We start from the raw sequence: 26,625 nt of genomic DNA on the forward strand, positions 1-26,625 counted from the left end.
GCGCCTACGCCGCCACATGCGCAGCGATCGCATCGGTGACGAAGCGCGCGGTGATCGGCGTGCCGTCGAAATGCAGCACGCGCACCAGTCGGGCCGGGTCGACGTCCAGCTCGTTGATCAGCAGGCTGCGCATCTGCGCATCGCGGTTCTGCTCGACCACGAAGACCTGCCTGTGCCCGGCCAGGAACTGCACCACGCTCTCGGGGAAGGGGAAGGCGCGCAGCCGCATGGCATCCAGGTGGATGCCGCGTGCCTCGAGCGCCTCCAGCGCCTCGTGCATGGCCGGGGTGGTCGAGCCGAAATAGATCACGCCCAGCTCGGTCGCCTGCGCGGCCGGCCGCAGCACCGGCTGCGGAACCAGCGTCGCGGCGGTCGCGAACTTCTTCAGCAAGCGCTCCATGTTGTAGACGTAGTCGGGGCCGCGCTCCGAATAGCGCGCGTAGGCATCGCGCGTGGTGCCGCGCGTGAAGAAGCTGCCCTTGGTCGGATGCGTGCCGGGCAGGGTGCGCCACGGAATGCCGTCGCCGTCCACGTCCTTGTAGCGGCCGAAGTCGCGGCCGGCTTCCAGTTCCTCGGCGGTCATGACCTTGCCGCGGTCGTAGGCGCGGGTCTCGTCCCATTCGAACGGCGCGCACAGGCGCTGGTTCATGCCGATGTCCAGGTCGGTCATCAGGAAAACGGGGGTCTGCAGGCGGTCCGCCAGGTCCAGCGCGGCAGCGGCGTGCTCGAAGCATTCGTGCGGGTCCTCGGGGAACAGCAGCACGTGCTTGGTGTCGCCGTGGGAGGCGTAGGCGCAGCACAGGATGTCGGCCTGCTGGGTGCGCGTGGGCATGCCGGTGGAAGGCCCGCCGCGCTGCACGTTGATGAGGGTGACGGGGATCTCGGCGAAGTAGGCCAGGCCGATGAACTCGGTCATCAGCGAGATGCCCGGACCGGAGGTCGCGGTGAAGGCGCGCGCGCCGTTCCAGCCGGCCCCCACCACCATGCCGATGGAGGCCAGCTCGTCCTCGGCCTGGACGATGGCGAAGCGGTTCTGGCCCGTGGCCGGGTCGACGCGGAACTTGGCGCAGTATTTCTGGAAGGCCTCGGCCACCGAGGAGGAGGGCGTGATCGGGTACCAGGCCGCGACCGTGGCGCCCCCATACACGCAGCCCAGCGCGGCGGCGCTGTTGCCGTCGACGAAGATGCGGTTGCCCACCCGGTCGGCGCGCCGCACCTGCAGCCCCACCGACGCCTGCAGGTGCTCGCGCGCGAAGTCGCAGCCCAGGTGCAGGGCCTGGACGTTGGAGGCCAGCAGCCTTTCCTTGCCCCGGTACTGCTCCCCGAGCAGCTTCTCGACCACTTCGGGCTCGATGCCCAGCAGGATGGCCAGTGCGCCGACATAGACGATGTTCTTGAACAGCTGCCGCTGGCGCGGGTCGTGGTAGACCGCGTTGCAGATCTCGGTCAGGGGCATGCCGATGACGTGGACGTCTTCGCGAAACTTCGAAGGGGGCAGGGCGCGCGTGCTGTCGTAGAACAGGTAGCCGCCGGGGGCCAGCTCGGCCACGTCGGCGTCCCAGGTCTGCGGGTTCATCGCCACCATCATGTCGGTGCCGCCGCGCCGCCCCATGTGGCCTGCTTCCGAGACGCGCACCTCGTACCAGGTCGGCAGGCCCTGGATGTTGCTCGGGAAAATGTTGCGCGGGCTCACCGGCACGCCCATGCGCAGGATGGCCTTGGCGAAAAGCTCGTTGGCGGAGGCCGAGCCCGAGCCGTTGACGTTGGCGAACTTGATGACGAAGTCGTTGACGGCTTCGATCGACGGCGTGGCGGCCGCGCTCGGCAATTCAGTGGTCCCCATGGAGGGCTTTGCACCTTTGGGCGGAAGCGTCGCGCTCATCCGGAAACCTCCGCACTGCGCGCTGCGGTGCTGGTCGACCGGGTCATGCCGCCACCCCCTGCCTGGGCGCGACGTGCGCATCGCGAGCCTGCGGCCCTGCATGGGTCATCTCGATCAGGAACTTCTGCATGTCCCACGCGCCGGTGGGGCAGCGTTCGGCGCACAGGCCGCAGTGCAGGCAGACGTCCTCGTCCTTGACCATCACCCGGCCGGTCTTGAGCCCGCCGGACACGTACAGGTCCTGCGCCAGGTTGAGGGCCGGCGCCTTCAGCCGTTGCCGCAGCTCCGCCTCCTCGCCATTGGCGGTGAAGCTGATGCAATCCATCGGGCAGATGTCCACGCAGGCATCGCACTCGATGCACGCAACCTCGGTGAACACGGTCTGCACGTCGCAGTTGAGGCAGCGCTCGGCCTCCTTGAAGGCGGTGGCGGCGTCGAAGCCCAGTTCCACCTCGACCCGGATGCTGGCCAGCGCCTTTTCCGCCTTGGCCCACGGCACCTTGTAGCGCAGGTCGTTGGTGATGTCGTTGTCGTAGCTCCACTCATGGATGCCCATCTTCTGCGACATCAGGTTGGTCATGGGCGCGGGGCGAACCTCGATCGGCTCGCCATTCAGCAGCCGGTCGATCGACACCGCGGCCTCGTGGCCATGGGCCACGGCCTCGATGATGTTCTTGGGGCCGAAGGCCGCATCGCCGCCGAAGAACACGTTCGGCACGGTCGACTGGAAGCTGCGCTTGTCGAGCACCGGCAGGCCCGACTTGTCGAAGTGGATGCCGCAATCGCGCTCGATCCAGGGGAAGGCGTTCTCCTGGCCCACGGCCACCAGCACATCATCGCACTCGAAGAAGGCCTCGGGCTCGCCGGTGGGCACCAGCGAGCGCCGGCCCTGTGCGTCGTACTGCGCGCGGACGATCTCGAAGCGCATGCCCACCAGCCTGCCGTTTTCATGGACGAAGGCCTTGGGCACGTGGAAGTTGATGATCGGGATGCCCTCGTGCTGCGCATCCTCCTTCTCCCATGGCGAAGCCTTCATCTCCTCGAAGCCGCTGCGCACGATCACCTTCACGTCGCTGCCGCCCAGGCGGCGCGCGGAGCGGCAGCAGTCCATGGCGGTGTTGCCGCCGCCCAGAACGATCACGCGCTCGCCGATGCGGGTGATGTGGCCGAAGGAGACCGAAGCCAGCCAGTCGATGCCGATATGGATGCTGGCCGCGGCCTCCTGCCGGCCAGGAAGGTCGAGGTCGCGCCCGCGCGGCGCGCCGCAGCCGACGAAGATCGCGTCCCAGTCCTGCGCCATCAGCGCCTTCATCGAATCGATGCGCTCGCCGCCGCGAAATTCCACGCCGAGGTCCAGGATGTAGCCCGTCTCCTCGTCGATCACCGACTCGGGCAGGCGGAAGTGCGGAATCTGCGTGCGCATGAAGCCGCCGGCCTGGGTCCCCTCGTCGAACACCGTCACCTCGTAGCCCAGCGGCGCGAGATCGCGCGCGACGGTAAGCGAGGCCGGCCCCGCGCCGATGCAGGCGATGCGCTTGCCGTTGCGGGGCTCGATCGCCGGCATGCGGGCGCGCACGTCCTCCTTCATGTCGGCCGCCACGCGCTTGAGCCGGCAGATCGCCACCGGCTCGGGCTTGTTCGCGTTGCTTTCTTCCACCCGCCCGCGCCGGCATGCCGGCTCGCACGGCCGATCGCAGGTGCGCCCGAGGATGCCGGGGAAGACGTTCGAGACCCAGTTGACCATGTAGGCGTCGCCGTAGCGGCGCTGCGCGATCAGTCGGATGTACTCGGGGACGGGGGTGTGCGCCGGGCAGGCGTACTGGCAATCGACGACCTTGTGGAAGTAGGCCGGGTTCGCGATATCGGTTCGCTGCAAAGTCTTGTCTCCTTGCTGCCGCCCGTGGTCCTCGTGGATGGACCGATGCGGGCTTTTCCGCCAGTATGCGCCGGGCGCGGCGGCGGCGGGTCTCGGTGAAACCCCTCAGGGGACGTGGCCGCGACGGGCGCGCGCGATCCCGCGGGGGCCGGTCCCCGGTGCCGGTTAAGGCACCAGCCCCGCCTTGCGCAAGCCCGCCACGAACTGCTCGAGCGGCGCCGGGCTGTTGTAGGGCAGCACGCGCAACGTGAGCTCGATGGCGTATTTCGGATGGAGGGCCATCAGCTCGCGCCACACGCGGCCGGCCTCGTCATGGCGGCCCGTGTGACCGTAGAGCGAGGCCAGGTAGGCGCGCGTGACGTCCGACCCCGGCATGTGGATCAGGCGGCGCTTGAAGCTCGATTCGGCCTCGGCGTAACGCCCCAGGGCGAATTGAGCGCGCCCCTGCGCGTGCCGCCACAGGCTGAATTCCGGGTCGAGGCGCAGCGCCCGCCCCAGCAACTCGACCGCCTCCTCGTGCCGCCCGGAGAAATCCAGGATGAGGCCCAGCGTCCCCTGGCTTTGGGCGGAGTTCGGGTCGAGCGCGACCGAGCGCCGCGCGGCGCGCTCGGCCTCGTCGAGCCTGCGCAGCCACATGAGCGCGTTGGACAGGGCGTGATGGGCCATGGGCTCGGAGGGATCGATTTCGCTCGCCTTGCGCGCCAGCGCCAGGTTCTCTTCGAGGTCGTCCGCCGTCCGGCCGTTCCACGCGTTGGCGTACTCGACGCCGCGGGCGATCGCCAGATAGGCGTAGGCCTGCGCCATCCCAGGATCGATCGCCAGGGCGTGCTCCAGCATTTCGCGCGTCTCGATCAGCGCCGATTCGGTGAACTGCACGATGCAGCACTTCGCGCGGATGAGGTAGTCGTAGGCTTCGCCGTTGACCTTGCCGCGATCGTGCCGGCGCGCCTCCTCATTGCCGGTGAGCCTCACTTCGAGCGTCTGCACGATCTTGCGCGTGACTTCGTCCTGAACCAGGAAGATGTCCTCCAGCTCGCGGTCGTAGCGGTCGGCCCACACATGCCCGCCGGATGCCGCGTCGATCAGCTGCACGTTGATGCGTACACGCATCCCGTGGCGCCGCACGCTGCCCTCGAGCACATGACGCACGCCGAGCTTGGCGCCCACGTCCTTGATGTCGACGTTCTGCTTCTTGAAGCTGAAGGTCGAGTTCCGCGCGATCACGAACAGGCCGGAGATCTTCGAGCAGTCGGTGATGATGTCCTCGGTGATGCCGTCGGCGAAGTACTCCTGCTCCGGGTCGCCGCTCATGTTGGTGAAGGGCAGCACGGCCAGCGAAGGCCGGTCGGGCAGGCGCAGGGCCGGCACGGGCACAGGGGCAGGGGCGGGCGCCGGCGTGGGCTCGGTCGGTTTGAGCTGGAAGGCGTGGACCAGGTGCGCGATGTTCTTCATCGGCTGCTCGCCCTGGTCGACGAAGCTGGCGACGATGCGGTCGCGCACGGCTCCATGCACGGCATCGGACACGACGATGCCCCCCGCCTCGGCCACCGCGCACAGGCGCGAGGCGATGTTCACGCCGTCGCCGTAGACCGTGCCGTCCGCCTTCTCGATCACGTCGCCCATGTGGATGCCGATGCGAAAGTGCATCCGCCGATCCTGCGGCACGGCGCCGGTGGAGGCGCCCAGCGCCTGCTGGACGGCGATGGCTGCCGTCACGGCGCCGGCGGCGGTCTCGAACACGGCGAGCACCGAGTCGCCGGCCATGTCGATCACGCGGCCCTGGCCGGCCTCGATGCGGTGGCGGAAGACCGCGCGCGCGGCATCGAGCGCCGCGACGGTGCCGCGGTCGTCGCCGGCCATCAGGCGCGAATAGCCGACGGCATCCGCGGCCAGGATGGCGAGAAGGCGTTGTCTGAGATCAGCCGGGTTCACCGACGGCAACTCCATGAGGAACACTCCAGAGGCGGTGCATATTACGCTCCTGCCGCCCGTCGACGGGAGGGGCGGGCCGCGCCCTTGTCGGCCTCCGACAGGCCCGCCAGGTGCCCCACCAGCAAGCCCGCCGCGGCCGACAGGCGCTCCCCGGTCTTCGTCGCCATCATCAAGCGCCGCACCGCCCACGGGTCCTTCAGGCGCACGACCTTCAGCTCCAGCACGCTGACCTGCGCCGAGCAGGCCGCCAGCGGCACCACGCCGATGCCCAGGCCCGCCGCGATCATGTGGCACATGGCATCGAAGCTGCGCACCTGCACGCGCAGCCGCATCGGGATGCCGGCCTGCTCGGCCGCGCGCGAGGTCAGTTCCAGCAGCGAACTGCTGCGGTTCAGCCCCACGAACTCGTAGGCCAGGCAGGTCTTGAAATCGACCCGCTTCAGGCGCGCCAGGGGATGCTGCCGCGCGCACAGCACCACCAGCTCGTCGGTTTGGAAAGGCGCGATGTCCAGGCCGTAGGCGGGCGTGTTCTCGGCGAACACGCCCACGTCGGCCAGGCCATCGACCAGCGCACGCACGATGTCGCCGCTCAGCTGCTCCTCGACCTCGACGCGGATGTCGGGATGCCGCTCGAGGAAGGTCGCGAGCGCCGCCGGCAGAAATTCCGTGAGCGCAGACATGTTGGCCCACAGCCTCACGTGGCCGCGCACGCCGCTGGCGTAGTCGCCCAATTCGCTGCTGAACTGCTCGAACCCCTGGAACAGGCGCATCGCGTGCTGCATGGCCACGTGGCCGGCGGGCGTCAGGGCGATGCCCTGGGCGCTGCGCTCCAGCAGCTTCGAGCCGGTCGTGCCTTCGAAATCGGAAAGGCGCCGGCTCGCGGCCGAAAGCGCCAGGTGGCAGGCTTCGGCGCCCTTGGTGATGCTGCCCGACTGCGCCACCGCGCAGAACAGGCGCAGGGTGACGAAGTCGACGCGTGCCGGGTTGATGCTGCGGGCCATGGATCGATTCTAGGGAGGGCCTTCGCGTTTTGCGAAGCGGTGCTGCCGCCAAAGCAATTCCGCAAAGGCCGTCGCATTCCTACAGTGAGGCCATTCACTCAAGAGACGACGCAACGCCATGAACGCACTCGAAGGCCTCAAGGTCCTGGAACTCGGTCAGCTCATCGCCGGCCCCTTTGCCGGCAAGACCCTGGCCGAATTCGGCGCCGATGTGATCAAGGTCGAGCCGGCCGAGGTCGGCGATCCGCTGCGCAAGTGGCGAATGCTGCGCGACGGCAGCTCGGTGTGGTGGGAAGTGCAGTCGCGCAACAAGCGCTCGGTCTGCCTGGACCTGCGCAGCGAGGAAGGGCAGGCGGCGGTGCGCGCCCTGGCGCTCGAGGCCGATGTGCTGATCGAGAACTTCAAGCCCGGCACGCTGGAGGGCTGGGGGCTGGGCTGGGAGCGGCTGCATGCGCTCAACCCGCAGCTGGTGATGCTGCGCATCTCGGGCTACGGCCAGACCGGCCCCTACCGCGACAAGCCCGGCTTCGGCGTGCTCGGCGAATCGATGGGGGGGCTGCGCTACCTCAGCGGCGAGCCGGGCCGGGTGCCGGTGCGCGTGGGCGTGTCGCTGGGCGACACGCTGTCCGCGTTGCATGGCGTGATCGGCGTGTTGATGGCGCTCTACCACCGCGCGGCCCATGGCGGCGAAGGGCAGTTCATCGACGTGGCGCTGTACGAGTCGGTCTTCAACGTGATGGAGAGCCTGCTGCCCGAGTACGACGCTTTCGGTGCGGTGCGCGAACGCGCCGGCAGCGCGCTGCCGGGCATCGCGCCCACCAACGCGTACCGCTGCAACGATGGCCACTTCGTCCTGGTGGCAGGCAACGGCGACAGCATCTTCCGCCGGCTGATGCGCGCCATCGAGCGGCCGGACCTGGAGAACGACCCGGCGCTGCGCCACAACGACGGCCGGGTGGCGCAGGTCGAGATGCTCGACGCCGCCATCGAGGCGTGGACCGTGCAACGCAGCCGTGACCAGGTGCTGGCCGCGCTCGACGCCGCCGGCGTGCCGGTCGGGCGCGTCTACACCGTGGCGGACATCGCACGTGACCCGCAGTACCTGGCGCGCGAAATGATCGTCGAGGCGCCCGCCTCGGATGGCCGCATGCTCAAGGTGCCGGGCATCGTGCCCAAGCTCAGCGCCACGCCGGGCCGGATCGCGCATCCGGCGCCGCGCCTGGGCGAGCACGACGGTCAACTGCAGTCCGGCGCCGGCTGGCCTGCGCGCACACGCTGAAAGGAACGCCCATCATGAACACCGGCGACGGCACGCGCCTGCACCTCAACGAGGTCGCCACCCGCGACGGCTTCCAGATGGAAAGCCGCTTCATCCCCACCGAGGACAAGATCGCGCTGATCGACCGCCTGAGCGGGCTGGGCTACGCGAAGATCGAGGTGACCTCCTTCACCTCGCCCAAGGCCATCCCGGCCCTGCGCGACGGCGAGGAGGTCATGGGCCGCATCGCGCGCCGCCCCGGCGTGCTCTACACCGCGCTGGTGCCCAACCTGCGCGGCGGCGAGCGCGCGCTGGACGGCCGCGTCGACGAGTTCAACATCGTGATGTCGGCCAGCGAGACCCACAACCTCGCCAACCTGCGCATGACGCGCGAGCAGTCCTTCGCGCAGCTGGCGGAGGTGATCGCGCTGGCGCGGCAGGCGAAGGTGCCGGTGAACGTCTCCCTGTCCTGCGTGTTCGGCTGCCCGATGGAGGGCGAGGTGCCGCTCGAAGGCGTGCTGGGCTGGATCGAACGCTTTGCCGGGTTTGGCGTAGCCGGCATCACCCTGTGCGACACCACCGGCATGGCCTATCCGACGCAGGTGCAAGAGGTCTGCGCGCGCGCCCTGGCGCGCTTCCCGTCACTGGGTTTCACGGCGCACTTCCACAACACCCGCGCCATGGGCCTGGTCAACACGGTCGCGGCGCTGGAGGCCGGCGTGCGCCGCTTCGACATGTCCCTGGGCGGCATCGGCGGCTGCCCCTATGCGCCCGGCGCGACGGGCAACGTCGCGACCGAGGACGTGGTCCACATGCTGCAGTGCATGGGCTACGAGACGGGCATGGATTTCGACGGCGTCATCGCTGCTGCCGTGCAGCTCGAGGCGCTGGTTCAGCACGCGCTGCCTGCGCAGGTGTCCCGCGCCGGCCATCGGCTCACGCGCCACGCGCTGCCTGCGGATTTCGGCGAGATCGTCGAGCGCGCGAAGGCGCGCGACATCGGCAGGAAGGAGCTGCCGGCATGATCGACCATCTGGACCACCTGGTGCTGACCACGGCCGACGAGCCAGCCTGCGTGCGCTTCTACGTCGAGGTCATGGGCATGACGCTCGAGACCTTCGGCGAGAGCCGCAAGGCCTTTCGCTTCGGCAACCAGAAGATCAACCTGCACCTGAAGGGCAGCGAGTTCGAGCCGAAGGCGCAGGTGCCGATGCCCGGCGCGCTGGACCTCTGCTTCATCGCCGCCGTGCCGCTGGACGAGGTGATCGCGCGTCTGGAAGCGAAGCAGGTGCCCATCGTCGAAGGCCCGGTGATGCGCACCGGCGCGACCTCGCGCATCCGCTCGGTCTACGTGCGCGACCCGGATCTCAACCTCATCGAGATCTCGGAACTGAAGGCATGAATACGAAGCACCTTCGCGACTTCTGCGTTCGGTAGCCGTTCCCGCATCCCTTTCAACAATCAGGAGACAAGCCATGAAACTCGCCCCCCGCCTGCTCGCGGCCTGCGCCGCGTTCACGATGATCGCTTCGCATGCCGAAAGCTGGCCGTCGAAGCCCATCACCTTCATCGTTCCCACCGCGCCCGCCGGGTCGACGGACATCATGGCGCGCCTGGTCGGCGACCCGCTGTCGCGTGCGCTCGGCCAGCCGGTGGTGGTCGACAACAAGCCGGGCGCCAGCGGCAACATCGGCACCGAGGCCGTGGCCCGGGCCGCGCCCGACGGCTATACGCTGCTCATGCAGTACTCGGGCTACCACGTGGGCAACCCCGCGCTGTTCCAGCAGATCAAGTGGAACCCGACCAAGGACTTCGCGCCGGTCGCGCTCGTGATGCGCGCGCCGCACGTGGTGGCGGTCAGCGGCAAGCTGCCGGTCAACTCGATGAAGGAGCTGATCGAGTACGGCAAGAAGAAGGGCGATGGCGGCCTCAACTTCGCCTCCTCCGGCAACGGCTCCATCCAGCACATCGCGGGCGAGCTGCTGTCGCGCCAGGTGAAGCAGCCGATGACGCACGTCCCCTACAAGGGCTCGGGCCCGGCGATCAACGACCTGATCGCGGGCAATGTCGACATGTTCATTACCACGCCGCCCTCGGTGATCGGCCACATCGCGAGCGGCAAGCTCAAGGCGCTGGCCTATACAGGGACGCATCGCCATCCGTCGATGCCCAATGTGCCGACTTCGGCCGAAGCCGGACTGCCGGGCTACGAGGTGGATTCGTGGTTCGCGGTCTTCGCACCGGCGAAGACGCCGCCGGAGGTGGTGGCCAGGCTCAGCGCCGAGATCCGCAAGATCGTCGAGAGCGAGAGCTTCCGCAAGAAGGTGGACGATCAGGGGGCCTTCGCCGTCTACATGGACCCGCCCACGCTGGGCAAGTTCGTGGACCAGGAACTCGCAAAATGGTCGAAGGTGATCAAGGCGGCCGATATCAAGGCCGACTGAGTGGCGCTGCGGCCGCGGGGATCAGTGGGCGGCGGTGTCCGCGATGAACTTCAGCAGGTCGTGGTAGCCGGGGCCGAATTCCTGCGTGTCCACGCCGGCCAGCAACTGCAGGCTCTTGGCCCGCGCCGTGCCGGCGACGCCGCGCGTGGAGCGCACGGCCAGTTCGGGATTGACGCCGCCTTCCTCGTGCTCGGACATGCAGACCACCACGATCGAGCCGGCGCACAGTGCCAGGTCACCGCGCCGGAACGGGCGGCGCGCATCGGCGGGGCGGAAGACCAGCCTCGGGGCGCGCCGGGTGGCGGTGGCAGGCGATTGCGCGAAGGTGATCTTGGCCATGTGGGTACTCGCGGAACGTTGGAGTGCTGTGATGGCGCCAATGGTCTCGCAAAAAATGGGCGGGAGAGGAGATTCCCGTAATGGGAAGTCCACCAAACTGTGGCATTAGTCGCCCGCTGGCGCAACAAATCATCCGCAATAGGCCGAAGGCTAAACCTAAGTATTCAAGAGCAGACGTAAGACGCGGCTTGGCGCGGGTCGCCGCCGGTCAGCGTGGCCTTGGTGGGATACATGCAGATCGGCCGCGAGCTGGCGGGCGCGGTGCCGGTGGCCGGCGCGGAGATGTCGATGCGCTCGGGCGAGTTGCCGTTTTCCACCCACAGCGTCAGCGCCAGGTAGAGCTGGGCGTTGGTCGGCAGCGGCGGGTTCGCGGCCGCGTTGGTGGTGCCATTGCTGAAGCCGTGGGCCATGCCGGGCACCAGGAACAGCCGGTAGAAGTTGCGAGCCACCGCGTCGCCGCCCACCCGGGAGGCGAGCCGGGTGTAGTAGTTGATGGTGCCCTGCGGCATGATCAGCGTGTCGGCGAGCCCGTGGTAGACCAGCATCTTGCCGCCGTGCGCCGCGAAGCGGTCGATGTTGGGGTCGTCCGTGTTGATGTTGGCGAAGGCGGCCTGCAGCGCGATGCCCTGGTCGAAGGCGTTGGAGAGGTTCGCGTACGACAGCGTCGTCCACCGGTTGATGCCGTTGCCGGTCGCGTTGATGAAGCTCGGCGTGGCCCAGGTCGGGTCCTGCAGCTCCAGCGCCACCATGTCGGTCGCGATGGTGAACGGTGTCGGGCCGGCGAGCCCCGTCGGGTTGGTGCCGCGCGTCAGCCCGTACCAGCGCTGGTTGGCCGAGGTGGCAGGCGAAGTCGCGAAGCCGTTGTCGGCCGCGGGGGAGGGCACGGAGCCGTCGCTGGTCTGGCCGTACCAGATCTTGTTCATCGCCAGGGCCTGGGCGGCCGTGACGCAGCTGCCGGCGGGCCCGGTGCCGCCGCTGCTCGGGCACAGCACGGCGGGGTCCATCTGCGGGTCGTAGCGGCATTGGGACGGGTCGGGGATGTAGCCCAGGTGCTGGTTGTTCACCACGTCGCAGGCGTTGATGGCGGCATTGCCCATCAGCGTCAGCTGGGCGGCCGTCAGCGCCACGCCGCCCAGATCACGCTGGTAGACGATCTGCGGGTACAGCTCGGCGGTGATGAACTTCGTCCAGTTGATGGCCGGGGCACCGGCCAGGATGCCGTCGAAATCGGCCGGGTTCGCCTGCGCCTCCATGTGGCCCTGGCGGCCGCCGGTGGAGAAGCCGTCCCAATAGGAGAAACGCGGCGCGGTGCCGTAGAAGGCGGTCGCCAGCGCCTTGGTCTTGACGGCCATCTCGTGGATGCCCCGCTGTGCGAAGTCGTTCCACAAGGCCGTGTTGATGGTGCCGTCGGGCCTCATGGCGAAGGAGCCGCCATTGGCGGTGTTGGCGTGGCCGGTGTCGGTGCTGGCCGAAACCGCGCCTTCCACCATGGCGGTGTTGGCCGGCGTGCCGGCAGTGCCGCCCGTGACACCGGCCAGCGCCGTCAGCGAGGTCTGCACGCCGCCGGCCCAGCCGCCGCCGCCCTTCACGTGCACGCGGCCATTCCATTTCGCCTCGCTCGGCAGCCAGACCTCGATGCCGATCCCGGGCGAGGTCGAAGGCGCGTCCGCGGGGCCCGGATTGCCCGGCCCCACCAGCAGCTTCACCACGCAGACATCGGTGGTGGCGGTGGGCGTGGTGGGCGTGGGAGTGCCGGTCAGCAGCAGCGGATCGCCGTTCTTGAAAGACTTGACCAGCAGCACGCTGGTGTTGGCGTCCGGCTTGAAGCCGGTCTTGATCGAGTCGTCGCAGGCGAGCTGGGTCTGGCCCGGCGGCAGGACCACGAAGCCGCCCCCGTGCCCGCCTCCGCCGCCGCCGCAAGCCGCCAGCAACCCGGCGGCCGCGGCGATCAACCCGGCCTGTGTCCATGTCCGCACTTGGAAGCGACTGTTTCCAGACATGATGTGCCCCGTTCTTTCATTGGGCCGCCGCGGCAGCGCGGGCGGAACGCCAGTGGGTGATGCGCCGTCGCGGGGCTGCGCCGGGTAGGACGGCACCGCCGTTGGCGAGCGGCGGCGGCTGACAGGCGTGGGGACTTCACTAGAATCGGCCGGTTTTTCATCGCAAGGGGATCTTCGGCGTGAGATGTTGGTTCGCATTGCTTGGCCTGATCGGCGCCAGCGCTGCGGCTCAGGCCGAGTGGTTCACCGTGACCGGCAATCCGGACGACCCCGTGGTCGACACGGTGCAGGTCGATCCGGTGGCGATCAAGATCGTCGGCGAGCGCCGGACCATGAACCTGCGCGTGAACCGGTCGCAGGACCGCGCCAACTGGGAAGGCGTGCCCTACCGCTCCTACGACGCCCGCGTCGTCTTCGACTGCCGGGCAAAGAAGGCCGAGTACCGCTTCGCGCGCTTCTACATGGCGCCTTTGTGGCAGGGCGAAGCGCACAAGGAGAGCGACTACACCGACAACCCGCGGCCAATGCGCTTTCTCAACGTCGTGCCCAATCCCACCGAGCGCATCATCCGCGCGGCCTGCCACGCCAGCGGCCAGTAGCCTTCTACGCGCAGAGTCGCCGGATCTCCGGCGGGATCGGCACCGCGCGGATGCCGCCGCCCTCGCGCTTCGCCGCGAAGATGCGGACCTCCTCGCATTCGAGGATCAGGTCCTCGCCGCGTTTCATGCGGTAGGTCTGCAGGAAGCTCTTGTCGCGCCACTCGGGGATGGCGACCGCGATCGTCAGCGTGTCGCCGTAGCTCGCGCTCTTGACGAAGCGGGTGTGGGTGTCGACCAGCGGCGTGCCGATCACGCCCAGCGTCTGCGCCGTTTCCTCCCAGCGCGGCACGCCGCGCTCGGCGAAGAAGTGGCGCGAGGCCGCGTCGATCCAGCGGAAGAAGTTGGGAAACCAGACGATGCCGGCGGGGTCGCAGTCCCCGAACTCGACGCGGACGGTGTAGATGACGGGCTGGGCCATGCGCTGATCAGTCCGCGAGGATTTTTCGGTCCCGGATGATGGCGCCGAAGCGCGCCGAGTCGGCCATCGCACGGTCGTGGAAGGCGGCCGGCGTGCCGGGCACGGGCTCTCCGCCCAGGTTCGCGATGCGCTCCTTGACCGCCGGCGTCCCGAGGATGCGGTTGATCTCGCTGTTGAGCCGCGCGACGATCGGCGCCGGCGTGCCTGCCGGCGCGTAGAAGCCGAACACGGTGTCGGCATCGAAGCCCTTGAGCCCGGCCTCGTCCAGCGTCGGCACGTCGGGGAAGAGCGGCGAGCGCCTGGGGCTGCCCACGGCCAGCAGGCGCAGCTTGCCCGCGCGGACCTGGTTCAGGCCGATGCCCGGATCGAAGGCGAAGTCGATCTGGCCGGCGAGCAGGTCCTGCAGCGCCGGCGCGGCGCCGCGGTAGGGCACATGCACCGCATAGAGGCCGGTCTGCGCCTTGAACATCTCGCCCGCCAGGTGCGGCGAGCTCCCCGCACCCGGCGAGCCGAAGGACAGCTTGCCCGGGCGCTCCTTCACGTAGGCGATGAACTCCTTGACGTTCTGCGGCGGCAGCGAAGGCCTGGTCACGAGGAACACGAGGATGCGCGCCGCCGCGGCGACGGGGATCAGGTCCTTGGACGGGTCGAAGGACATCTTGGGGTACAGGTGCGGATTCACCGACACCATTCCGCCCGAACTCATGAGCAGCGTGTAGCCGTCGGGCTGCGCGCGCGCCACGTTCTCGCCGCCGATGTTGCCGTTGGCGCCGCCGCGGTTCTCGATCAGCACCGGCTGGCCCAGGGCGTCCTGCAGCGGCTGGGAGATCGCGCGTGCGATGGTGTCGGCCGCGCCGCCGGGCGGGAAGTTCACCACCACCTTGATGGGCTTGCTGGGCCAGTTGCTGCCTTGCGCCTGGGCGGTCGGCATCGCGGCGGCAGCACCCAGCACCAGCGCCAGCAAGGCGCTTCGCAAGGGAATGCCGCGGCGGCCTGCGGGTCTTGTCGTCGTCATCGGGAGTCTCCTTCTCGGTGGTTCATCGGGTGGTGGCGGGCCGCCGCTTCATCCAGCGGATCGGCTGGGCCGCGACGGGCCGCGCAGGCGCGCCGTGCTGCACGAGCGCGGCATCGAGCGCCTTGCCGGCGTCATCGGCCAGCGCGGCCTGCCGTGCCGCGGCGATGGCCTCGGCCCGCGCCTGGTCGGAAGCGCCGGGCAGCTCGGCCAGGTGCCCGATCACGTGCAGCAGGTTCTGCTTGCCGCGCTCGTTGGTGCTGCCGTAGCCCTTGATGAGCCGCCCGCACTGCGCGATCTCGTGGCCCAGGCGCCAGTCGCTGCGCGTGCCCTGCAGCACCGCGGCGAGCCAGCGCCCGATCAACGCCTGCTCCTCGGCGAAGCGGCTGCCGCGCTTGCGCAGCCAGCGCAGCGAGGCCAGCAGCCGCAGCGAGGCCATGCCGAAGACCGCGTGGCTGCCGACCTTCAGCGGCAGCGCCCAGGGCTTTTCCCGGCGCCGGTCCCAGGCCGCGAGGCGATGGGCCAGCGAAGGCGGCAGCAGCGCCGCGAACTCGGGCGTGCCGGGCTTGAAATGGTCGTAGACCTTGACGATGTCTTCGTCCCCGGCCCGGACCTCGCGCCGCACGCGCGCCGCGCGGCTCTTGCGGCTCTTGAGCTCGGCCACCCGCACGATGTCGTCGAAGGCCATCCACAGCGCGAGCCAGCGCGCCATCTCGTCGGTGATGGCGTAGCCGCCCGCGCCGGCAGGGTCGGCCGCGCGCTCGGCCGCCAGCACCTGCTGCAGCCGGTCGATGTAGAGCTGCGCATAGGAGGCGTCCTGGTAGTCGAGCACGCGGGCGTAGCCCAGCGCCAGCAGGCCCTGCACCTGCGGCGGGAAGGCCTGTGCAAGCGCGGCCGGCAGCGCGTGTGCCGCAGGCGCGTCCTGCGCGGTGGTGGCCAGCAACTGCCTCACCATCGCGGCCTGCTCCCGCGGCGCCTGCACGATCTCGAAGGCCTGCGCGAAGCCGCGCAGGCTGGCCGCGGCCATCTTGCCCGCCTCTTCGGGCGTGCGGCCGCCGCGCACCACCTGCTCGTAGGCCTCGCGCGGAAAGGGGAACAGCCCGCTGCCCGCGACCGCGCCCAGCATCACCGCGCTGACCACCGTCCCGGCCTCGCGCGCCACCGTGCCCATGTCGAACACGTGGTGCTCGCGGCTGAAGGCCTTGATCACGTCCAGCAGCCGCTCGCTGTCGGCACGGCCGTCGCCCACCTGCATGCGCTCCGCCGTGGTGAGCGTGCGCGCGGAGGAGCTGATGACCAGCGTGCGAACCGGTGCGCTCATGCCATTGCCGATCTGGCGCGCGGTCTCCAGCAGCTCCGAGGAGACGATCGCATCCAGCGCCCCCGGCACCGGGCTCAGGCCGAACACCGGCCGCCGCCCCCCGAGCGCCGCCAGCGGCACCGGAAACACCTCGATGTAGTACGTGGTGGCGCCGGTGCGCTGTGCCACGCCCGGAATCGAGGTGCTCTGCGCCGCATACCCGGCATGCCGGGCCACCTCGACCAGCCATTCGGTGAGCACCCCTCCACCTTCGCCGCCCAGGGCGCAGACCAGCAGGCTGATGGGCTGTGTCGTATGGATATTCATCCTTCGCGTCCTTCGCGTCCTTTGCGTTCGTCTGTCCGCATTCCGCCCCCTAGGCCGGCTGCAACGCCCTCACGAGCGCCCCCCGCAGCGAATGCAACAGGCGCTCGTGCCACTTGGGGTTCTGCACCACCTCGGCCCGATAGAAGCTGGGACACAGCGTGGCGGCGTGCGCATTGGCACCGCACAGGCCGCAGCCCACGCAGCCGTCGATCACCACCGCCACCGGGTCCACCTTCAGCGGGTCCGGGTTGTCCTTGATCGTGAGCGTGGGGCAGCCCGAGAGGCGGATGCAGGCGTGGTCGCCGTTGCACACGTCCTCGTCCACCCCGTATTTCACCCGCACCACGCGCTCGCCCCGCTTGAGCAGACCGGCGATCCACGGCTTGATGCGGCGCTGCCGCTCCAGTTGGCATTCCCCCTCGGCCACGATCACCTTGAGCCCGACGAAGCCGGTGGTGAAGGCTTCGTTGAGCGTGGCGCGCATCCGGTCGACGTCGTAGGTGTGGACCGTGCGCAGCCACTGCACGCCCAGCCCCTCGAGGGTCGATTCGATCGTGGTGTTCTTGTCGACCAGGCTCTGCTGCTTGTCGACCGCACGTTCCTTCACCTCGTCATCGGGGGTGGAGATGATGTCCTGCGTGCCGGTGGCCGAGGTGTAGCCGTTCTTGAAGATCAGCAGCACCGCGTCGTCGCCGTTGAAGAGCGCGCTCTGCACGCCGGTGAGCAGGCCGTTGTGCCAGAAGCCGCCGTCGCCCATGATCGACAGCGCTCTGCGCTGCATCATCGGCGACACCCCCGCGCGGCTCGCCAGGCTCATGCCGTAGCCCAGGATCGAATGGCCCATGGAGAAGGGCTCGAAAGTGCCGAAGGCATGGCAGCCGATGTCGGCCGCGATGTGCACCGGGCCGCTGTCCTGCTGCGCCAGCTTGAGCGCCGCGAACACCGGCCGCTCCGGGCAGCCGATGCAGAAACTGGGCGGGCGCGCGGGCAGCGGTGCATCCAGCTTCGCGGCCACCGCCGCGCGGCGCTGATGGTTGCCGGCGAGCCACCCCTGCGCCGAGTCCAGCGCGTGCTGCGGCAGGTAGCGCGCGGCAAAGTTCGAAAGCCCCCCGGCCAGCACCTCGACGCCCAGCTCGCCCGCGGGCGGCAGCAGGTCGCAGCCGTGCAGCGGCGTCGGGATGGCGCGCCGGCGCAGCAGCGTCGCGATCTCCTGCTCGATGTACTCGGGCTGGCCTTCCTCCACCACCAGCACCGCGCGCTTGCGCGCGCAGAAGTCGGCCACCTGCTCGGGCACCAGCGGATAGGTGACGTTGAGCACCAGCAGCGGGATGTCGGTGGCGCCGAAGGCATCGGCCAGGCCCAGCTGCTGCAGGCTCCGGACGAGCGCGTTGTACAGCCCGCCCTGGACGATCAGCCCCAGATCCTCGTGCTTGCCCGGTATCGACTCGTTCAGGCCATGCTCGGCGATGTAGCGCCGCGCGGCCGGGATGCGCTCCTCGCCCTTGAGCTTCTCGTGGCGGAAGGTCACCGGCGGATGCGCGAGCCGCATGTAGTCGAAGCCGGCCGGCTCATCCATCAAGGCGCGGGTGGAGACCGGCGGCGGCAGGTTGTCGCGGCACTCGAAGCTGCCGCGCACATGGCAGGTGCGGATGCGCAACTCCATCATGCAGGGCATGCTGGAGGTCTCGGAGAGACGGAAGCCGTGCTCCACCATGTCCACCATGCGGCCGAGCTCGGGCCGCGGATCGAGCAGGCACATGCCGGACTTGAGCGCATAGGCGTGCGTGCGCTCCTGGATCACGCTGGCGCCTTCGCCGTAGTCCTCGCCCACCACGATCAGCACGCCGCCCTTCACGCCGGGCGACGAGAGGTTCGACAGGGCATCGGCTGCCACGTTGGTGCCGACGATCGATTTCCAGGTGACGGCGCCGCGCAGCGGATAGTGGATGGAGGCACCGAGCATGGCCGCAGCCGAGGCTTCGTTCGAGCAGGCCTCCACGTGCACGCCCAGTTCGTCCATGTACGGCTTGGCCTGCACCATCACGTCGAGCAGGTGCGAGACCGGCGCGCCCTGGTAGCCGCCCACGTAGGCCACGCCCGACTGCAGCAGGCCCTTGGTGATGGCGAGGATGCCCTCGCCGTGAAAGGTGTCGCCGGCGCCGAGGCGCAGGGCCTCGATCTCCTTGCTGAATGAGACTTCCAAAACGCTTCTCTCTTCTCTTTGCTTGGTGTGGCCCCGGCCCTTGAAGCCGCCGGGTCGCAGGCGAGGGCGTGCAGGGTTTCCGCGCCGCGTGCCGGTTGGCAGTGTGCGAGCCGTCGCGCCGGGCATCAATAAAATATTCGTGCTATCCGACATGAATGCCATGCATATCGACACCATCGACCTGAACCTGCTCCGCCTGTTCGACGCGGTCTACCGTGCGCGCAGCGTGAGCCGCGCGGCCGATGCGCTGGGCCTTACCCAACCGGCCGCCAGCCATGGCCTTGGGCGGCTGCGGCTGCTGTTGCAGGACGCGCTCTTCACCCGCGCGCCGGGCGGCGTGGCGCCCACGCCGCGCGCCGAGCGGCTGGCCGCGGCGGTGCAGTCGGCCCTGAGTACGCTGGAGGAGGCGCTCGGCGAGCCGGACCGCTTCGAGCCCGCGGCCTCTCGCAAGACTTTCCGCATCCACATGAGCGACATCGGCGAGGGCCGCTTCCTGCCGGCGCTCATGGCGCGCATTGGCGCGCTCGCGCCGGGCGTTCGGCTGGAGACCCTGCCGCTGGCACTCGGCGAGATCCCGCCGGCGCTCGACAGCGGCCGCATCGACTTCGCTTTCGGCTTTCTGCCCAAGGTGAGCGACACCCAACGCATCCTGCTGCTCAAGGACCGCTACATCGTGCTGCTGCGCAAGGGGCATCCCTTCACGCGCGGGCGCCGCAGCGGGCCGGCGCTGATGGCGTCGCTCCAGAAGCTGGAGTACGTGGCGGTGCGCACGCACGCGGAGACACTGCGCATCCTGCAATTGCTCAACCTGGAGGACCGCGTGCGCCTCACCACCGAGCACTTCATGGTGCTGCCGGCCATCGTGCGCGCCACCGACCTGGCCGTGGTGATGCCGCGCAACATCGCGCGCGGCTTTGCCGAGGAGGGCGGCTACGCCATCGTCGAGCCGCCCTTCCCGCTACGCGACTTCGCGGTCTCGCTGCACTGGAGCAAGCGCTTCGAAGCCGACCCGGCGAACAGCTGGCTGCGGGGCGTGATCGCGGAGTTGTTCAGGGAGACATAGCGGCATCGGGGCGGCCGTTGCCCCGCGTCCGTTGCTTCCTTCAGAAGCTGCGCTTCATTTCGATCTGGCGCAGCACGGGAGCCAGGCCGCGCGCGCACGCGCCACGGAAGAAGGGGCTGTCGCGCGGCTCGTCGACCAAACGCCAGCGCGTGCCGGGCCGCGCGGACGCGAGCATGTCCAGCAGCGAATGCGCCGCCGTCTCGTCGAGGGCCGCGGCATCGAGGAGCGTGCCGTCGTGACGGGCCGGCTCCGGCAGCACGGCATAGGCCACGACGGTGTCGCCCCGGCGCACGCCGAGCGCGGCGGCGTTCTCGTGGGTCAGGGCATCGAGCACGGTCGGCAGCTCGCGTCGCCAGGTCGGCTGAGTGACGGCGCTGCAGCGCTGGTGCGCTGCGGCGAGCTCGGCGAGGCCGAGTGCCACAGTCTCGACTGCGCGCGTGTCCAGCGTGCCTTCAAGGAGCTCCAGGGGCCGGACCGCCTCGAACCCGGCCCGCCGGTAGAGGGTGCGCGCGGGATTCGGCTCGAGCACCTCCAGCACCAGCTCGTCCACGCCCGCTGGCGGCAGCGCCGCGAGTTGCACCTCGATCAGCAGCCGCGCAAGTCCGCGGCGGCGTTGCGCTCGCACGATGCCGAATCCGGCGAGGTAGGCGCGCCTGTCGCGCCGCCCCACCAGCGAGAGGCCGGCCGGTTCGCCGCCGGCCGTCAGCACCTTCGACAGCGCAAGCTCGACGTTGGCGCGGCGCAGGTGCCGCGCGAATCGTTCCGCGTCGAAGGCCACCGGCACGACGTAACCCGCATAGGCGAGGTTCCAGAGCGCGGCCAGCGCGCCGCGGGGCCACTGCTCGGCGGGGAGGATGGCGATGTCGGCACGCTTCATTTTCTTGTCGGTGGCTCGCGCATGCAGGCAATGATCGCACCGCGGCGAGCGCGGCGCATGGGGTCCGCCCGAGCGCGCTTTCCCTGGTCACATCCCAGTCGCACAAGGGCGCAGGCAGGCGTCCGACACCGGGATGCGCACGCGCTTCCCAACCTGTCGATTTCAGGAGAAACGCCATGGCCCACGAGAAGTACGGCACGTGCATCGCTGCCTGCAACGATTGCGCGATGGCCTGCAGCCACTGTGCTGCGGCCTGCCTGCACGAGGATGACGTGAAGATGATGGCCGCCTGCATCGCACTCGACATGGACTGCGCGGCCATCTGCCAGTTGGCCGCCGCCGCGATGGCCCGCGACAGTGCCAACGCGCCGGCGATCTGCCGGCTCTGCGCCGAGATCTGCACGGCCTGCGGCACCGAGTGCGCGAAGCATTCGCACGAACACTGCCAGGCCTGTGCCGCCGCCTGCAAGCAATGCGCGCAGGCGTGCCGGGAGATGGCGGCCTGAGGCCGCAGTGCAGCCGGCCCCGGCGACGGGGACCCGGTCAACTCACTCGGCGCTTCCCTTCCAGCGCCGCAGCAGGAGCGCATTGCTCACCACGCTCACGCTGCTGAAGGCCATGGCGGCGCCGGCGATCACCGGGCTCAGCAGGCCGAAGGCAGCGAGCGGAATGCCCACCACGTTGTAGACGAAGGCCCAGAACAGGTTCTGTCGGATCTTGGCGTAGGTGCGGCGCGAGATGTCGATCGCATCGCTCACCAGCGCAGGGTCGCCGCGCATGAGGGTGATGCCCGCGGCATGCATGGCGATGTCCGTGCCGGTCGACATCGCGATGCCGACATCGGCGGCAGCCAGTGCCGGCGCGTCGTTGATGCCATCGCCCACCATGGCGATGCGCGTGCCTTGCTGCGCCTTGAGCTGCGCAACGATGACTGCCTTGTCCTCGGGCAGCACCTCCGCGTGGACGATGTCGATCCCCAGCAGCCGCGCCACGGCCTCGGCGCTGCCGCGGTTGTCGCCCGAGATGAGCGCGGTGCGGATGCCCTGCGCATGCAGCTGCCGGACGGCCGCCGCGGCGCTGGGCTTGGGCGCGTCTCCGAAGGCGAACAGGCCCAGCAGCTTCGGCTGCGCGCCGAGCTCGGCCAGCCAGGAGACGGTGCGGCCCTCGGCCTGGCGTTGCGCGGCGATTTCGGCCAGGCGGCCCAACGGTACCGAGAGCTCGTCCATCAAGCGGCCGCTGCCCAGCCGCAGCGCGCGGCCATCGACGATCGCCGCCACGCCGCGCCCCGCGATCGCGCGGACCTCGCTCGCCGGCGGGATGGCCAGGCCCTGCTTCGTGGCCGCACCGATCACCGCACGCGCCAGCGGATGCTCGCTGCCGGCCTGGATGGCCGCGCCGGCCCGCAGCAGGGCGGCGGTATCGCCGTCCACCGCCTCGATGGCAACGAGTTCCGGGTGGCCTTCCGTCAAGGTGCCGGTCTTGTCGAAGGCGACGACGCCGACCGCGTGGGCGATCTCGAGCGCCTCGGCATCCTTGATCAGCACCCCATGGCGTGCCGCCACGCCGGTCCCCGCCATGATCGCGGTCGGCGTCGCCAGCCCGAGGGCACAGGGGCAGGCGATGACGAGCACGGCCACGGCGTTGAGGATCGCCGCCTCCCAGTCGCCGGTGCCCAGGCCCCAGCCGGCCAGGGTGGCAAAGGCAATCGCGATGACCACCGGTACGAACACGGTGCTCACGCGGTCCACCAGGCGCTGGATCGGCGCCTTCTTCGCCTGCGCCGACTCGACCAGCCGCACGATGCGCGCCAGCGTGGACTCCGCGCCGACGGCGGTCGTGCGCAGAACGAGCAGGCCCTCGCCGTTGACCGAGCCGCCGGTCACGGCATCGTCCGCGTGCTTGGCGACGGGCAGGCTCTCGCCCGTGATGAGCGACTCGTCGACCTCGCTGGCACCCTCGAGCACCACGGCGTCGACCGGGACGCGCTCGCCGGGGCGCACGACCACCTCGTCGCCGACCCGCACCCGCGAGAGCGGCAGCTCCTGCTCCAGCCCGCCTCGCCGCACCCGCGCGCGTTCCGGCCGCAGCGCATTCAGCGCGCGGATGGCCTCCGTGGTCTGGTGCTTGGCCCGCTGCTCGAGCCACTTGCCGAGCAGCACCAGCGTGATCACCACGGCGGAGGCTTCGAAGTACAGGTGCGGCATGCCGTGGCCGGCGTGCGTGAGCAGCAGATAGAGACTCAGGCCATAGCCGGCCGAGGTGCCCAGCGCGACCAGCAAGTCCATGTTGCCGGCGCCCGCCTTCAAGGCCTTCCAGCCCGCGCGGTAGAAGCGCGCGCCGAGCCAGAACTGCACCGGCGTCGCCAGCGCCAGCTGGAGCCAGCCGTCGAGCATCCAGGCGCGGCCGAACAGCAGGCCGAGCATGGGCAGCGCCAGCGGCGCCGACAACAGCGCGGCGACTGCCACCGGCCACCACGCCGGCCATCGGCCGGCCGCCCGCGCAGGCGCCGCCTGCGCTTCCTCGGCGCGGCTCGCCTCGTAGCCCGCCTTGCGCACGGCGGCGACGAGCGCGTCCGTCCCGATGTCGCGGCCGGCGAACCGGACCTGGGCCTGCTCCGTCGCCAGGTTGACGGTGGCCGAGGCGACGCCGGGCACGGCGGCCAGCGCTTTCTCGACGCGCGCCACGCAGGAGGCGCAGGTCATGCCCTCGATCAGCAAGGATCGTTCCTTCGGGCCCGCGCCGGCCGCCGGCATCGTCAAGCTTTCGTCCATCGACATGGGGGGTTCTCGGTTCTTCCGGATGGGGCCACTGTGGACCTTTCCATCATGGGAAGGTCAAGGCGTGGGTGTGGATCTCGTCAGCGTTCGGCGAGCTCGTCCAGGATGGGGCAGTCGGGCCGCTGGTCGCCATGGCAGCACTCGGCCAGGCGCTGGAGCGTGCGCTGCATGCCCGCCATCTCCTCGATGCGGCGATGCAGGTCGGCTGCATGGGCCAGGGCGATGCGCTTCACGTCGGCGCTCGCGCGCCGCTTGTTCTGCCACAGCTTCAGCAGTTCGGCGATCTCGGCCATGCTGAAGCCGAGGTCGCGTGCGCGGCGGATGAAGCGCAGCGTGTGCACGTCCCTGTCGTTGTACTGGCGATAGCCCGCGTCGGTGCGGCTGATGCGCGGCAGCAGCCCGAGCGATTCGTAGTGGCGCACCATCTTGGCCGAGACGCCGGAGCGCGCCGCGGCCTGGCCGATGTTGAAGGGTTCGCTGCCGGGGAGGGTTTGGCTCATTGCGCTTCCTTGTCGCCCTCGAACTGCCGAAGGCCAGGCGCAAGTATCAACCCTGCCATGATGGAAAGGTCAAGCCTGACGCAGGTTTTCAGGGCCGCATGATCTGGCCGCGCGTGACGGGCGGCGCATCGTTGCCCCACGAGCCGCGGATGTAGCTGAGCACGTCGGCGATGCCGTCGTCGTCGAGCACGTGGCCGAAGGGCGGCATGCCGTAGGGCCGCGGATTGCCGGCGGTGGCAGGCAGGAAGCCGCCATGGCGCAGCACCTGCACCAGGTTGACCGTCGAGCCCATGTTGACCGCGCGATTGCCTGCCAGCGCCGGATAGGCGCCCTCCGCACCCTGGCCGGCGTCGCCATGGCAGTAGGCGCATTGCTGGTCGTAGATCTTCGCGCCGCGCGCCATCACGCCGGCGTCGCGGCGCACCGGCGATGCGGGGGGCGCCTTGTCCGCGGGCCCGGCTTCAGGCAATTGCTTGAGGAACACGGCCATCGCATTCAGGTCGGCCTCGCTCAGATGCTGGGTGCTCCGGTAGACCACGTCGGCCATCGGGCCCATCACCGAGCCGCGCGGCGAGGTGCCGTTCTTGAGCAAGGCGACGACGTGCTGCGTGTCCCAGTCCGCGACGCCGGCCTCGCGTTTGGCGTTCAGCGAGGGCGCATACCAGTTCTCGACCGGGATCAGCCCGCCCGAGAGGCCCAGCTTCTCTTCGGTGGCGCCGAGCACGTTGCGCGTGCCGTGGCAGGCGATGCAGTGCCCCAGGCCCTCGACCAGGTAGGCGCCGCGGTTCCACTCGGCCGGCCTGGCCGGGTCGGCGACAAAGCCGCCGGGCGTGAAGAACAGCGCACGCCACACCGCCAGCGCGGGCTGCGTGCCGTAGGGGAAGCGCAGCTTGTGGGGCAGGTTGGGCGTCGGCGCCGGAGCGACGGTGCGCAGGTAGGCGTAGATCGCGTCCGAGTCCTCGCGCGTGACGTGCGTGAAGCTCGGGTAAGGGAAGGCGGGGTAGAGCAGGCGCCCGTCCATCGAGCGGCCGTTGTGCAGGGCGCGCCAGAAATGCGCGGCGCTCCAGCGGCCGATGCCGGCTTCGGCATGCGGCGTGAGGTTGCCGGCGAAGACCGTGCCGAAGGGTGTCTCGATGCCGACGCCGCCGGCATAGGGCGCGCCGCCGCGCGTCGTGTGGCAGCCCGCGCAGTTGCCGGCGAGTGCGAGATAGCGGCCGCGTTCGACCTGGGCCGGCGTCGGATCGAAGGCGGTCGGCGTCCGGGGCAGCGGGTCTTCGCCACGCAGGTTGAGGGCCACGAGCCCGAGCGCGGCCGCGATCAGCAGCACCGCGAGGGCGAGCAGGGTATGGAGCGCGCGTCGCATGGGCGTCACTTCCCCATCGCGCTGCAGGGCAGCGGCAGCGGGCCGGGCGGCGCGGCCGCGGGCTTGGGATTGGCCGGCACCGGCTGCAGCGCGAGCCAGCTCGCGACGGCGTTGATGTCGTCCGCGTTCAGCTTGCGTCCCACCTCCGCCATGCAGTCGGGCGGCAGCGCATGGCGGCCGTTGTTGAGCCAGTCGCCGAGCTGCGACGCCAGGTACAGGCGCGGCAGCCCGAGCAGCGAGGGAATGGCCGGTGCGGTGCCGGTCAGCGCCTGGCCATGGCATTGCGTGCAGGCCGGGATGCCGCGGGCCGCATCGCCTTCGAGCACAAGGACCTTGCCGCGCGCGAGTGTCTGCGCCGAAGCGTCGCTGCGCGTGGAGACGGGCGGGTAGGGCAGGTCGAGCTCGGCGAAGTAGTGCGCGATCTCGCGCAGGTAGGCATCGGAGAGGTGCCGCACCATGTGGGCCATGTCGCTGTTGAAGCGGCGCCCATCGCGGAAGCTCAGCAGCTGGTTGTAGAGGTAGCCTTCGGGCTTGCCGGCCAGCCGCGGGAAGTAGCCGGCGTTGGTGCTGGCCCCCTCGCGTCCATGGCAGGCGATGCAGGCGGCAACGCGCTGCTCGATGGTGTCGGGCACGCGGGCGGGGGCGGAGGAGGCGGCATGGGCCCCGAAGGGGCAGAGGGCGACGGCGAGCAGCAGGCTTCGCCAGCGAGTTCGGATCTTCTTCATCATGGTGGGAGCGCGATTGTCGCTGCACGCTAAAGTGCCCGGCATGCGCATGCGATTCACGCAAATGACGGGCTGGCAGCGGCTGCTGCTCGGCACGGCCGTGGGCATCGCCGTGGGCCTGATGCCTTGGCATCTGCTCGGCGTCGCCCGCGGCCTCCTGGGCTGGTCCTGCGGCGCCGCGGCCTACCTGCTGCCCGCCTGGTGGCTGGCCGAGACCTCGGACGCCGACAGCACGCGGGCGCGCGCCCGGTCGCTCGACCAGCCCAACGCGCTGATCCTGGCCGCCATGGTGTCCGGCGTCGCCGTCAGCGTGGTGACGATCGTGCTGCTGCTCAAGGAGGTCGGGCAGGTGGGCGGGGCCGAGCGCATCGGCCACATCGTGCTGGGGCTGCTCGCGCTCGCGGTCTCGTGGTTCATGATCCACACGATCTACGGCTTCCACTACGCGCACCGCTACTACCAGGCGGAGCCGAGCCGTCATCCCGGCCTGGACTTTCCAGGCAAGCTCGACCCGGACTACTTCGACTTCCTCTACTACGCCTTCGTGATCGGCATGTGCTCGCAGGTGTCGGACGTGCAGGTGTGCTCGCGCGAGATGCGCCGCATCACGCTCGTGCACAGCGTGCTGTCTTTTGCCTTCAACATGCTGGTGCTGGCTCTGTCGATCAATGTGGTGGCGGGGGCGATCTGACAGAGGCCAGGCGGGAACATCCGGATGTCCGCCTTTCG

At 69.8% G+C, this 26,625-nt stretch carries 23 protein-coding genes; 8 read left to right on the top strand and 15 right to left on the bottom strand.

Annotated elements, in window-relative coordinates; translation table 11 throughout:
* Positions 1 to 4 precede the first annotated feature (4 nt).
* From J2739_RS14475 to J2739_RS14490, 4 genes are all read right to left on the bottom strand, one after another.
* The gene (locus J2739_RS14475; protein ID WP_309902765.1) at positions 5 to 1,843 is read right to left on the bottom strand and encodes a 2-oxoacid:acceptor oxidoreductase subunit alpha; all 1,839 of its coding nucleotides are present in this window, start codon (positions 1,841 to 1,843) and stop codon (positions 5 to 7) included.
* A gap of 82 nt (positions 1,844 to 1,925) precedes the next feature.
* Complete coding sequence (locus J2739_RS14480) at positions 1,926 to 3,758, bottom strand: FAD-dependent oxidoreductase (protein ID WP_309902767.1); 1,833 nt, start codon at positions 3,756 to 3,758, stop codon at positions 1,926 to 1,928.
* Positions 3,759 to 3,923: 165 nt separating this feature from the next.
* Positions 3,924 to 5,690 (bottom strand): adenylate/guanylate cyclase domain-containing protein, encoded by a 1,767-nt coding sequence (locus tag J2739_RS14485; RefSeq protein WP_309902769.1) that lies wholly within the window; start codon positions 5,688 to 5,690, stop codon positions 3,924 to 3,926.
* A 41-nt stretch (positions 5,691 to 5,731) separates the two neighbouring features.
* A complete protein-coding gene (locus J2739_RS14490) occupies positions 5,732 to 6,691 on the bottom strand; it encodes a LysR family transcriptional regulator (RefSeq protein WP_309902771.1) in 960 nt (319 codons plus the stop codon).
* 118 nt (positions 6,692 to 6,809) lie between these two features.
* On the opposite strand from J2739_RS14490, the gene J2739_RS14495 reads away from it, so the two are divergent.
* The 4 genes from J2739_RS14495 (at position 6,810) to J2739_RS14510 (ending at position 10,393) form a co-directional block, all read left to right on the top strand.
* The gene (locus tag J2739_RS14495; RefSeq protein ID WP_309902773.1) at positions 6,810 to 7,970 is read left to right on the top strand and encodes a CaiB/BaiF CoA transferase family protein; all 1,161 of its coding nucleotides are present in this window, start codon (positions 6,810 to 6,812) and stop codon (positions 7,968 to 7,970) included.
* A 14-nt stretch (positions 7,971 to 7,984) separates the two neighbouring features.
* Positions 7,985 to 8,974, top strand: a complete 990-nt coding sequence (locus J2739_RS14500; RefSeq protein WP_309902775.1) for a hydroxymethylglutaryl-CoA lyase — start codon at positions 7,985 to 7,987, stop codon at positions 8,972 to 8,974.
* A complete protein-coding gene (locus tag J2739_RS14505) occupies positions 8,971 to 9,351 on the top strand; it encodes a VOC family protein (protein WP_309902777.1) in 381 nt (126 codons plus the stop codon). Before J2739_RS14500 ends, J2739_RS14505 begins: the two co-directional genes overlap by 4 nt.
* Positions 9,352 to 9,424: 73 nt before the next feature.
* Positions 9,425 to 10,393: a Bug family tripartite tricarboxylate transporter substrate binding protein gene (locus J2739_RS14510; RefSeq protein ID WP_309902779.1), complete on the top strand. Its 969-nt coding sequence runs from the start codon at positions 9,425 to 9,427 to the stop codon at positions 10,391 to 10,393.
* Positions 10,394 to 10,414: 21 nt separating this feature from the next.
* Here the strand turns inward: J2739_RS14510 and J2739_RS14515 are convergent, their stop codons facing one another.
* Both J2739_RS14515 and J2739_RS14520 read right to left on the bottom strand, forming a co-directional pair.
* The gene (locus J2739_RS14515; RefSeq protein ID WP_309902780.1) at positions 10,415 to 10,732 is read right to left on the bottom strand and encodes a hypothetical protein; all 318 of its coding nucleotides are present in this window, start codon (positions 10,730 to 10,732) and stop codon (positions 10,415 to 10,417) included.
* 164 nt (positions 10,733 to 10,896) lie between these two features.
* Positions 10,897 to 12,732, bottom strand: a complete 1,836-nt coding sequence (locus J2739_RS14520) for a tannase/feruloyl esterase family alpha/beta hydrolase (RefSeq protein ID WP_309902782.1) — start codon at positions 12,730 to 12,732, stop codon at positions 10,897 to 10,899.
* Between the two features lie 179 nt (positions 12,733 to 12,911).
* Between J2739_RS14520 and J2739_RS14525 the strand changes: the two genes are divergently transcribed.
* Positions 12,912 to 13,331: a surface-adhesin E family protein gene (locus tag J2739_RS14525; protein ID WP_309902784.1), complete on the top strand. Its 420-nt coding sequence runs from the start codon at positions 12,912 to 12,914 to the stop codon at positions 13,329 to 13,331.
* 4 nt (positions 13,332 to 13,335) lie between these two features.
* On the opposite strand, the gene J2739_RS14530 is transcribed toward J2739_RS14525, so the two are convergent.
* The 4 genes from J2739_RS14530 to J2739_RS14545 are packed head-to-tail and all read right to left on the bottom strand — an operon-like array spanning position 13,336 to position 18,591.
* Positions 13,336 to 13,749, bottom strand: coding sequence for an acyl-CoA thioesterase (locus tag J2739_RS14530; RefSeq protein ID WP_309902786.1), 414 nt, complete (start codon positions 13,747 to 13,749; stop codon positions 13,336 to 13,338).
* A 7-nt stretch (positions 13,750 to 13,756) separates the two neighbouring features.
* Positions 13,757 to 14,764: a Bug family tripartite tricarboxylate transporter substrate binding protein gene (locus J2739_RS14535; RefSeq protein ID WP_405053886.1), complete on the bottom strand. Its 1,008-nt coding sequence runs from the start codon at positions 14,762 to 14,764 to the stop codon at positions 13,757 to 13,759.
* Positions 14,765 to 14,786: 22 nt separating this feature from the next.
* Entirely contained in the window at positions 14,787 to 16,388 is a 1,602-nt protein-coding gene (locus J2739_RS14540) for an indolepyruvate oxidoreductase subunit beta family protein (protein ID WP_405053887.1), read from the bottom strand.
* Positions 16,389 to 16,437: 49 nt separating this feature from the next.
* The gene (locus J2739_RS14545) at positions 16,438 to 18,591 is read right to left on the bottom strand and encodes a thiamine pyrophosphate-dependent enzyme (RefSeq protein WP_309902788.1); all 2,154 of its coding nucleotides are present in this window, start codon (positions 18,589 to 18,591) and stop codon (positions 16,438 to 16,440) included.
* A gap of 151 nt (positions 18,592 to 18,742) precedes the next feature.
* On the opposite strand from J2739_RS14545, the gene J2739_RS14550 reads away from it, so the two are divergent.
* Positions 18,743 to 19,654 (top strand): LysR family transcriptional regulator, encoded by a 912-nt coding sequence (locus tag J2739_RS14550; protein ID WP_309902790.1) that lies wholly within the window; start codon positions 18,743 to 18,745, stop codon positions 19,652 to 19,654.
* 40 nt (positions 19,655 to 19,694) lie between these two features.
* Here the strand turns inward: J2739_RS14550 and J2739_RS14555 are convergent, their stop codons facing one another.
* Positions 19,695 to 20,531, bottom strand: a complete 837-nt coding sequence (locus J2739_RS14555; RefSeq protein ID WP_309902792.1) for a GNAT family N-acetyltransferase — start codon at positions 20,529 to 20,531, stop codon at positions 19,695 to 19,697.
* Between the two features lie 176 nt (positions 20,532 to 20,707).
* On the opposite strand from J2739_RS14555, the gene J2739_RS14560 reads away from it, so the two are divergent.
* A complete protein-coding gene (locus tag J2739_RS14560; protein WP_309902794.1) occupies positions 20,708 to 21,037 on the top strand; it encodes a four-helix bundle copper-binding protein in 330 nt (109 codons plus the stop codon).
* A gap of 42 nt (positions 21,038 to 21,079) precedes the next feature.
* Here J2739_RS14560 and J2739_RS14565 read toward each other — a convergent pair whose 3' ends face one another.
* From J2739_RS14565 to J2739_RS14580, 4 genes are all read right to left on the bottom strand, one after another.
* Positions 21,080 to 23,302, bottom strand: coding sequence for a heavy metal translocating P-type ATPase (locus J2739_RS14565; protein WP_309903027.1), 2,223 nt, complete (start codon positions 23,300 to 23,302; stop codon positions 21,080 to 21,082).
* Between the two features lie 86 nt (positions 23,303 to 23,388).
* Positions 23,389 to 23,808 (bottom strand): Cu(I)-responsive transcriptional regulator, encoded by a 420-nt coding sequence (cueR, locus tag J2739_RS14570; protein WP_309902796.1) that lies wholly within the window; start codon positions 23,806 to 23,808, stop codon positions 23,389 to 23,391.
* Positions 23,809 to 23,896: 88 nt separating this feature from the next.
* A complete protein-coding gene (locus J2739_RS14575; RefSeq protein WP_309902798.1) occupies positions 23,897 to 25,171 on the bottom strand; it encodes a c-type cytochrome in 1,275 nt (424 codons plus the stop codon).
* Between the two features lie 5 nt (positions 25,172 to 25,176).
* The gene (locus J2739_RS14580) at positions 25,177 to 25,896 is read right to left on the bottom strand and encodes a c-type cytochrome (protein WP_309902799.1); all 720 of its coding nucleotides are present in this window, start codon (positions 25,894 to 25,896) and stop codon (positions 25,177 to 25,179) included.
* Positions 25,897 to 25,945: 49 nt separating this feature from the next.
* On the opposite strand from J2739_RS14580, the gene J2739_RS14585 reads away from it, so the two are divergent.
* On the top strand, positions 25,946 to 26,587 hold the full coding sequence (locus tag J2739_RS14585) for a DUF1345 domain-containing protein (RefSeq protein WP_309902801.1): 642 nt from the start codon (positions 25,946 to 25,948) through the stop codon (positions 26,585 to 26,587).
* Positions 26,588 to 26,625: the final 38 nt, after the last annotated feature.

It is taken from the genome of Variovorax soli, assembly GCF_031454625.1.
Lineage (GTDB): Bacteria > Pseudomonadota > Gammaproteobacteria > Burkholderiales > Burkholderiaceae_C > Variovorax > Variovorax soli_A.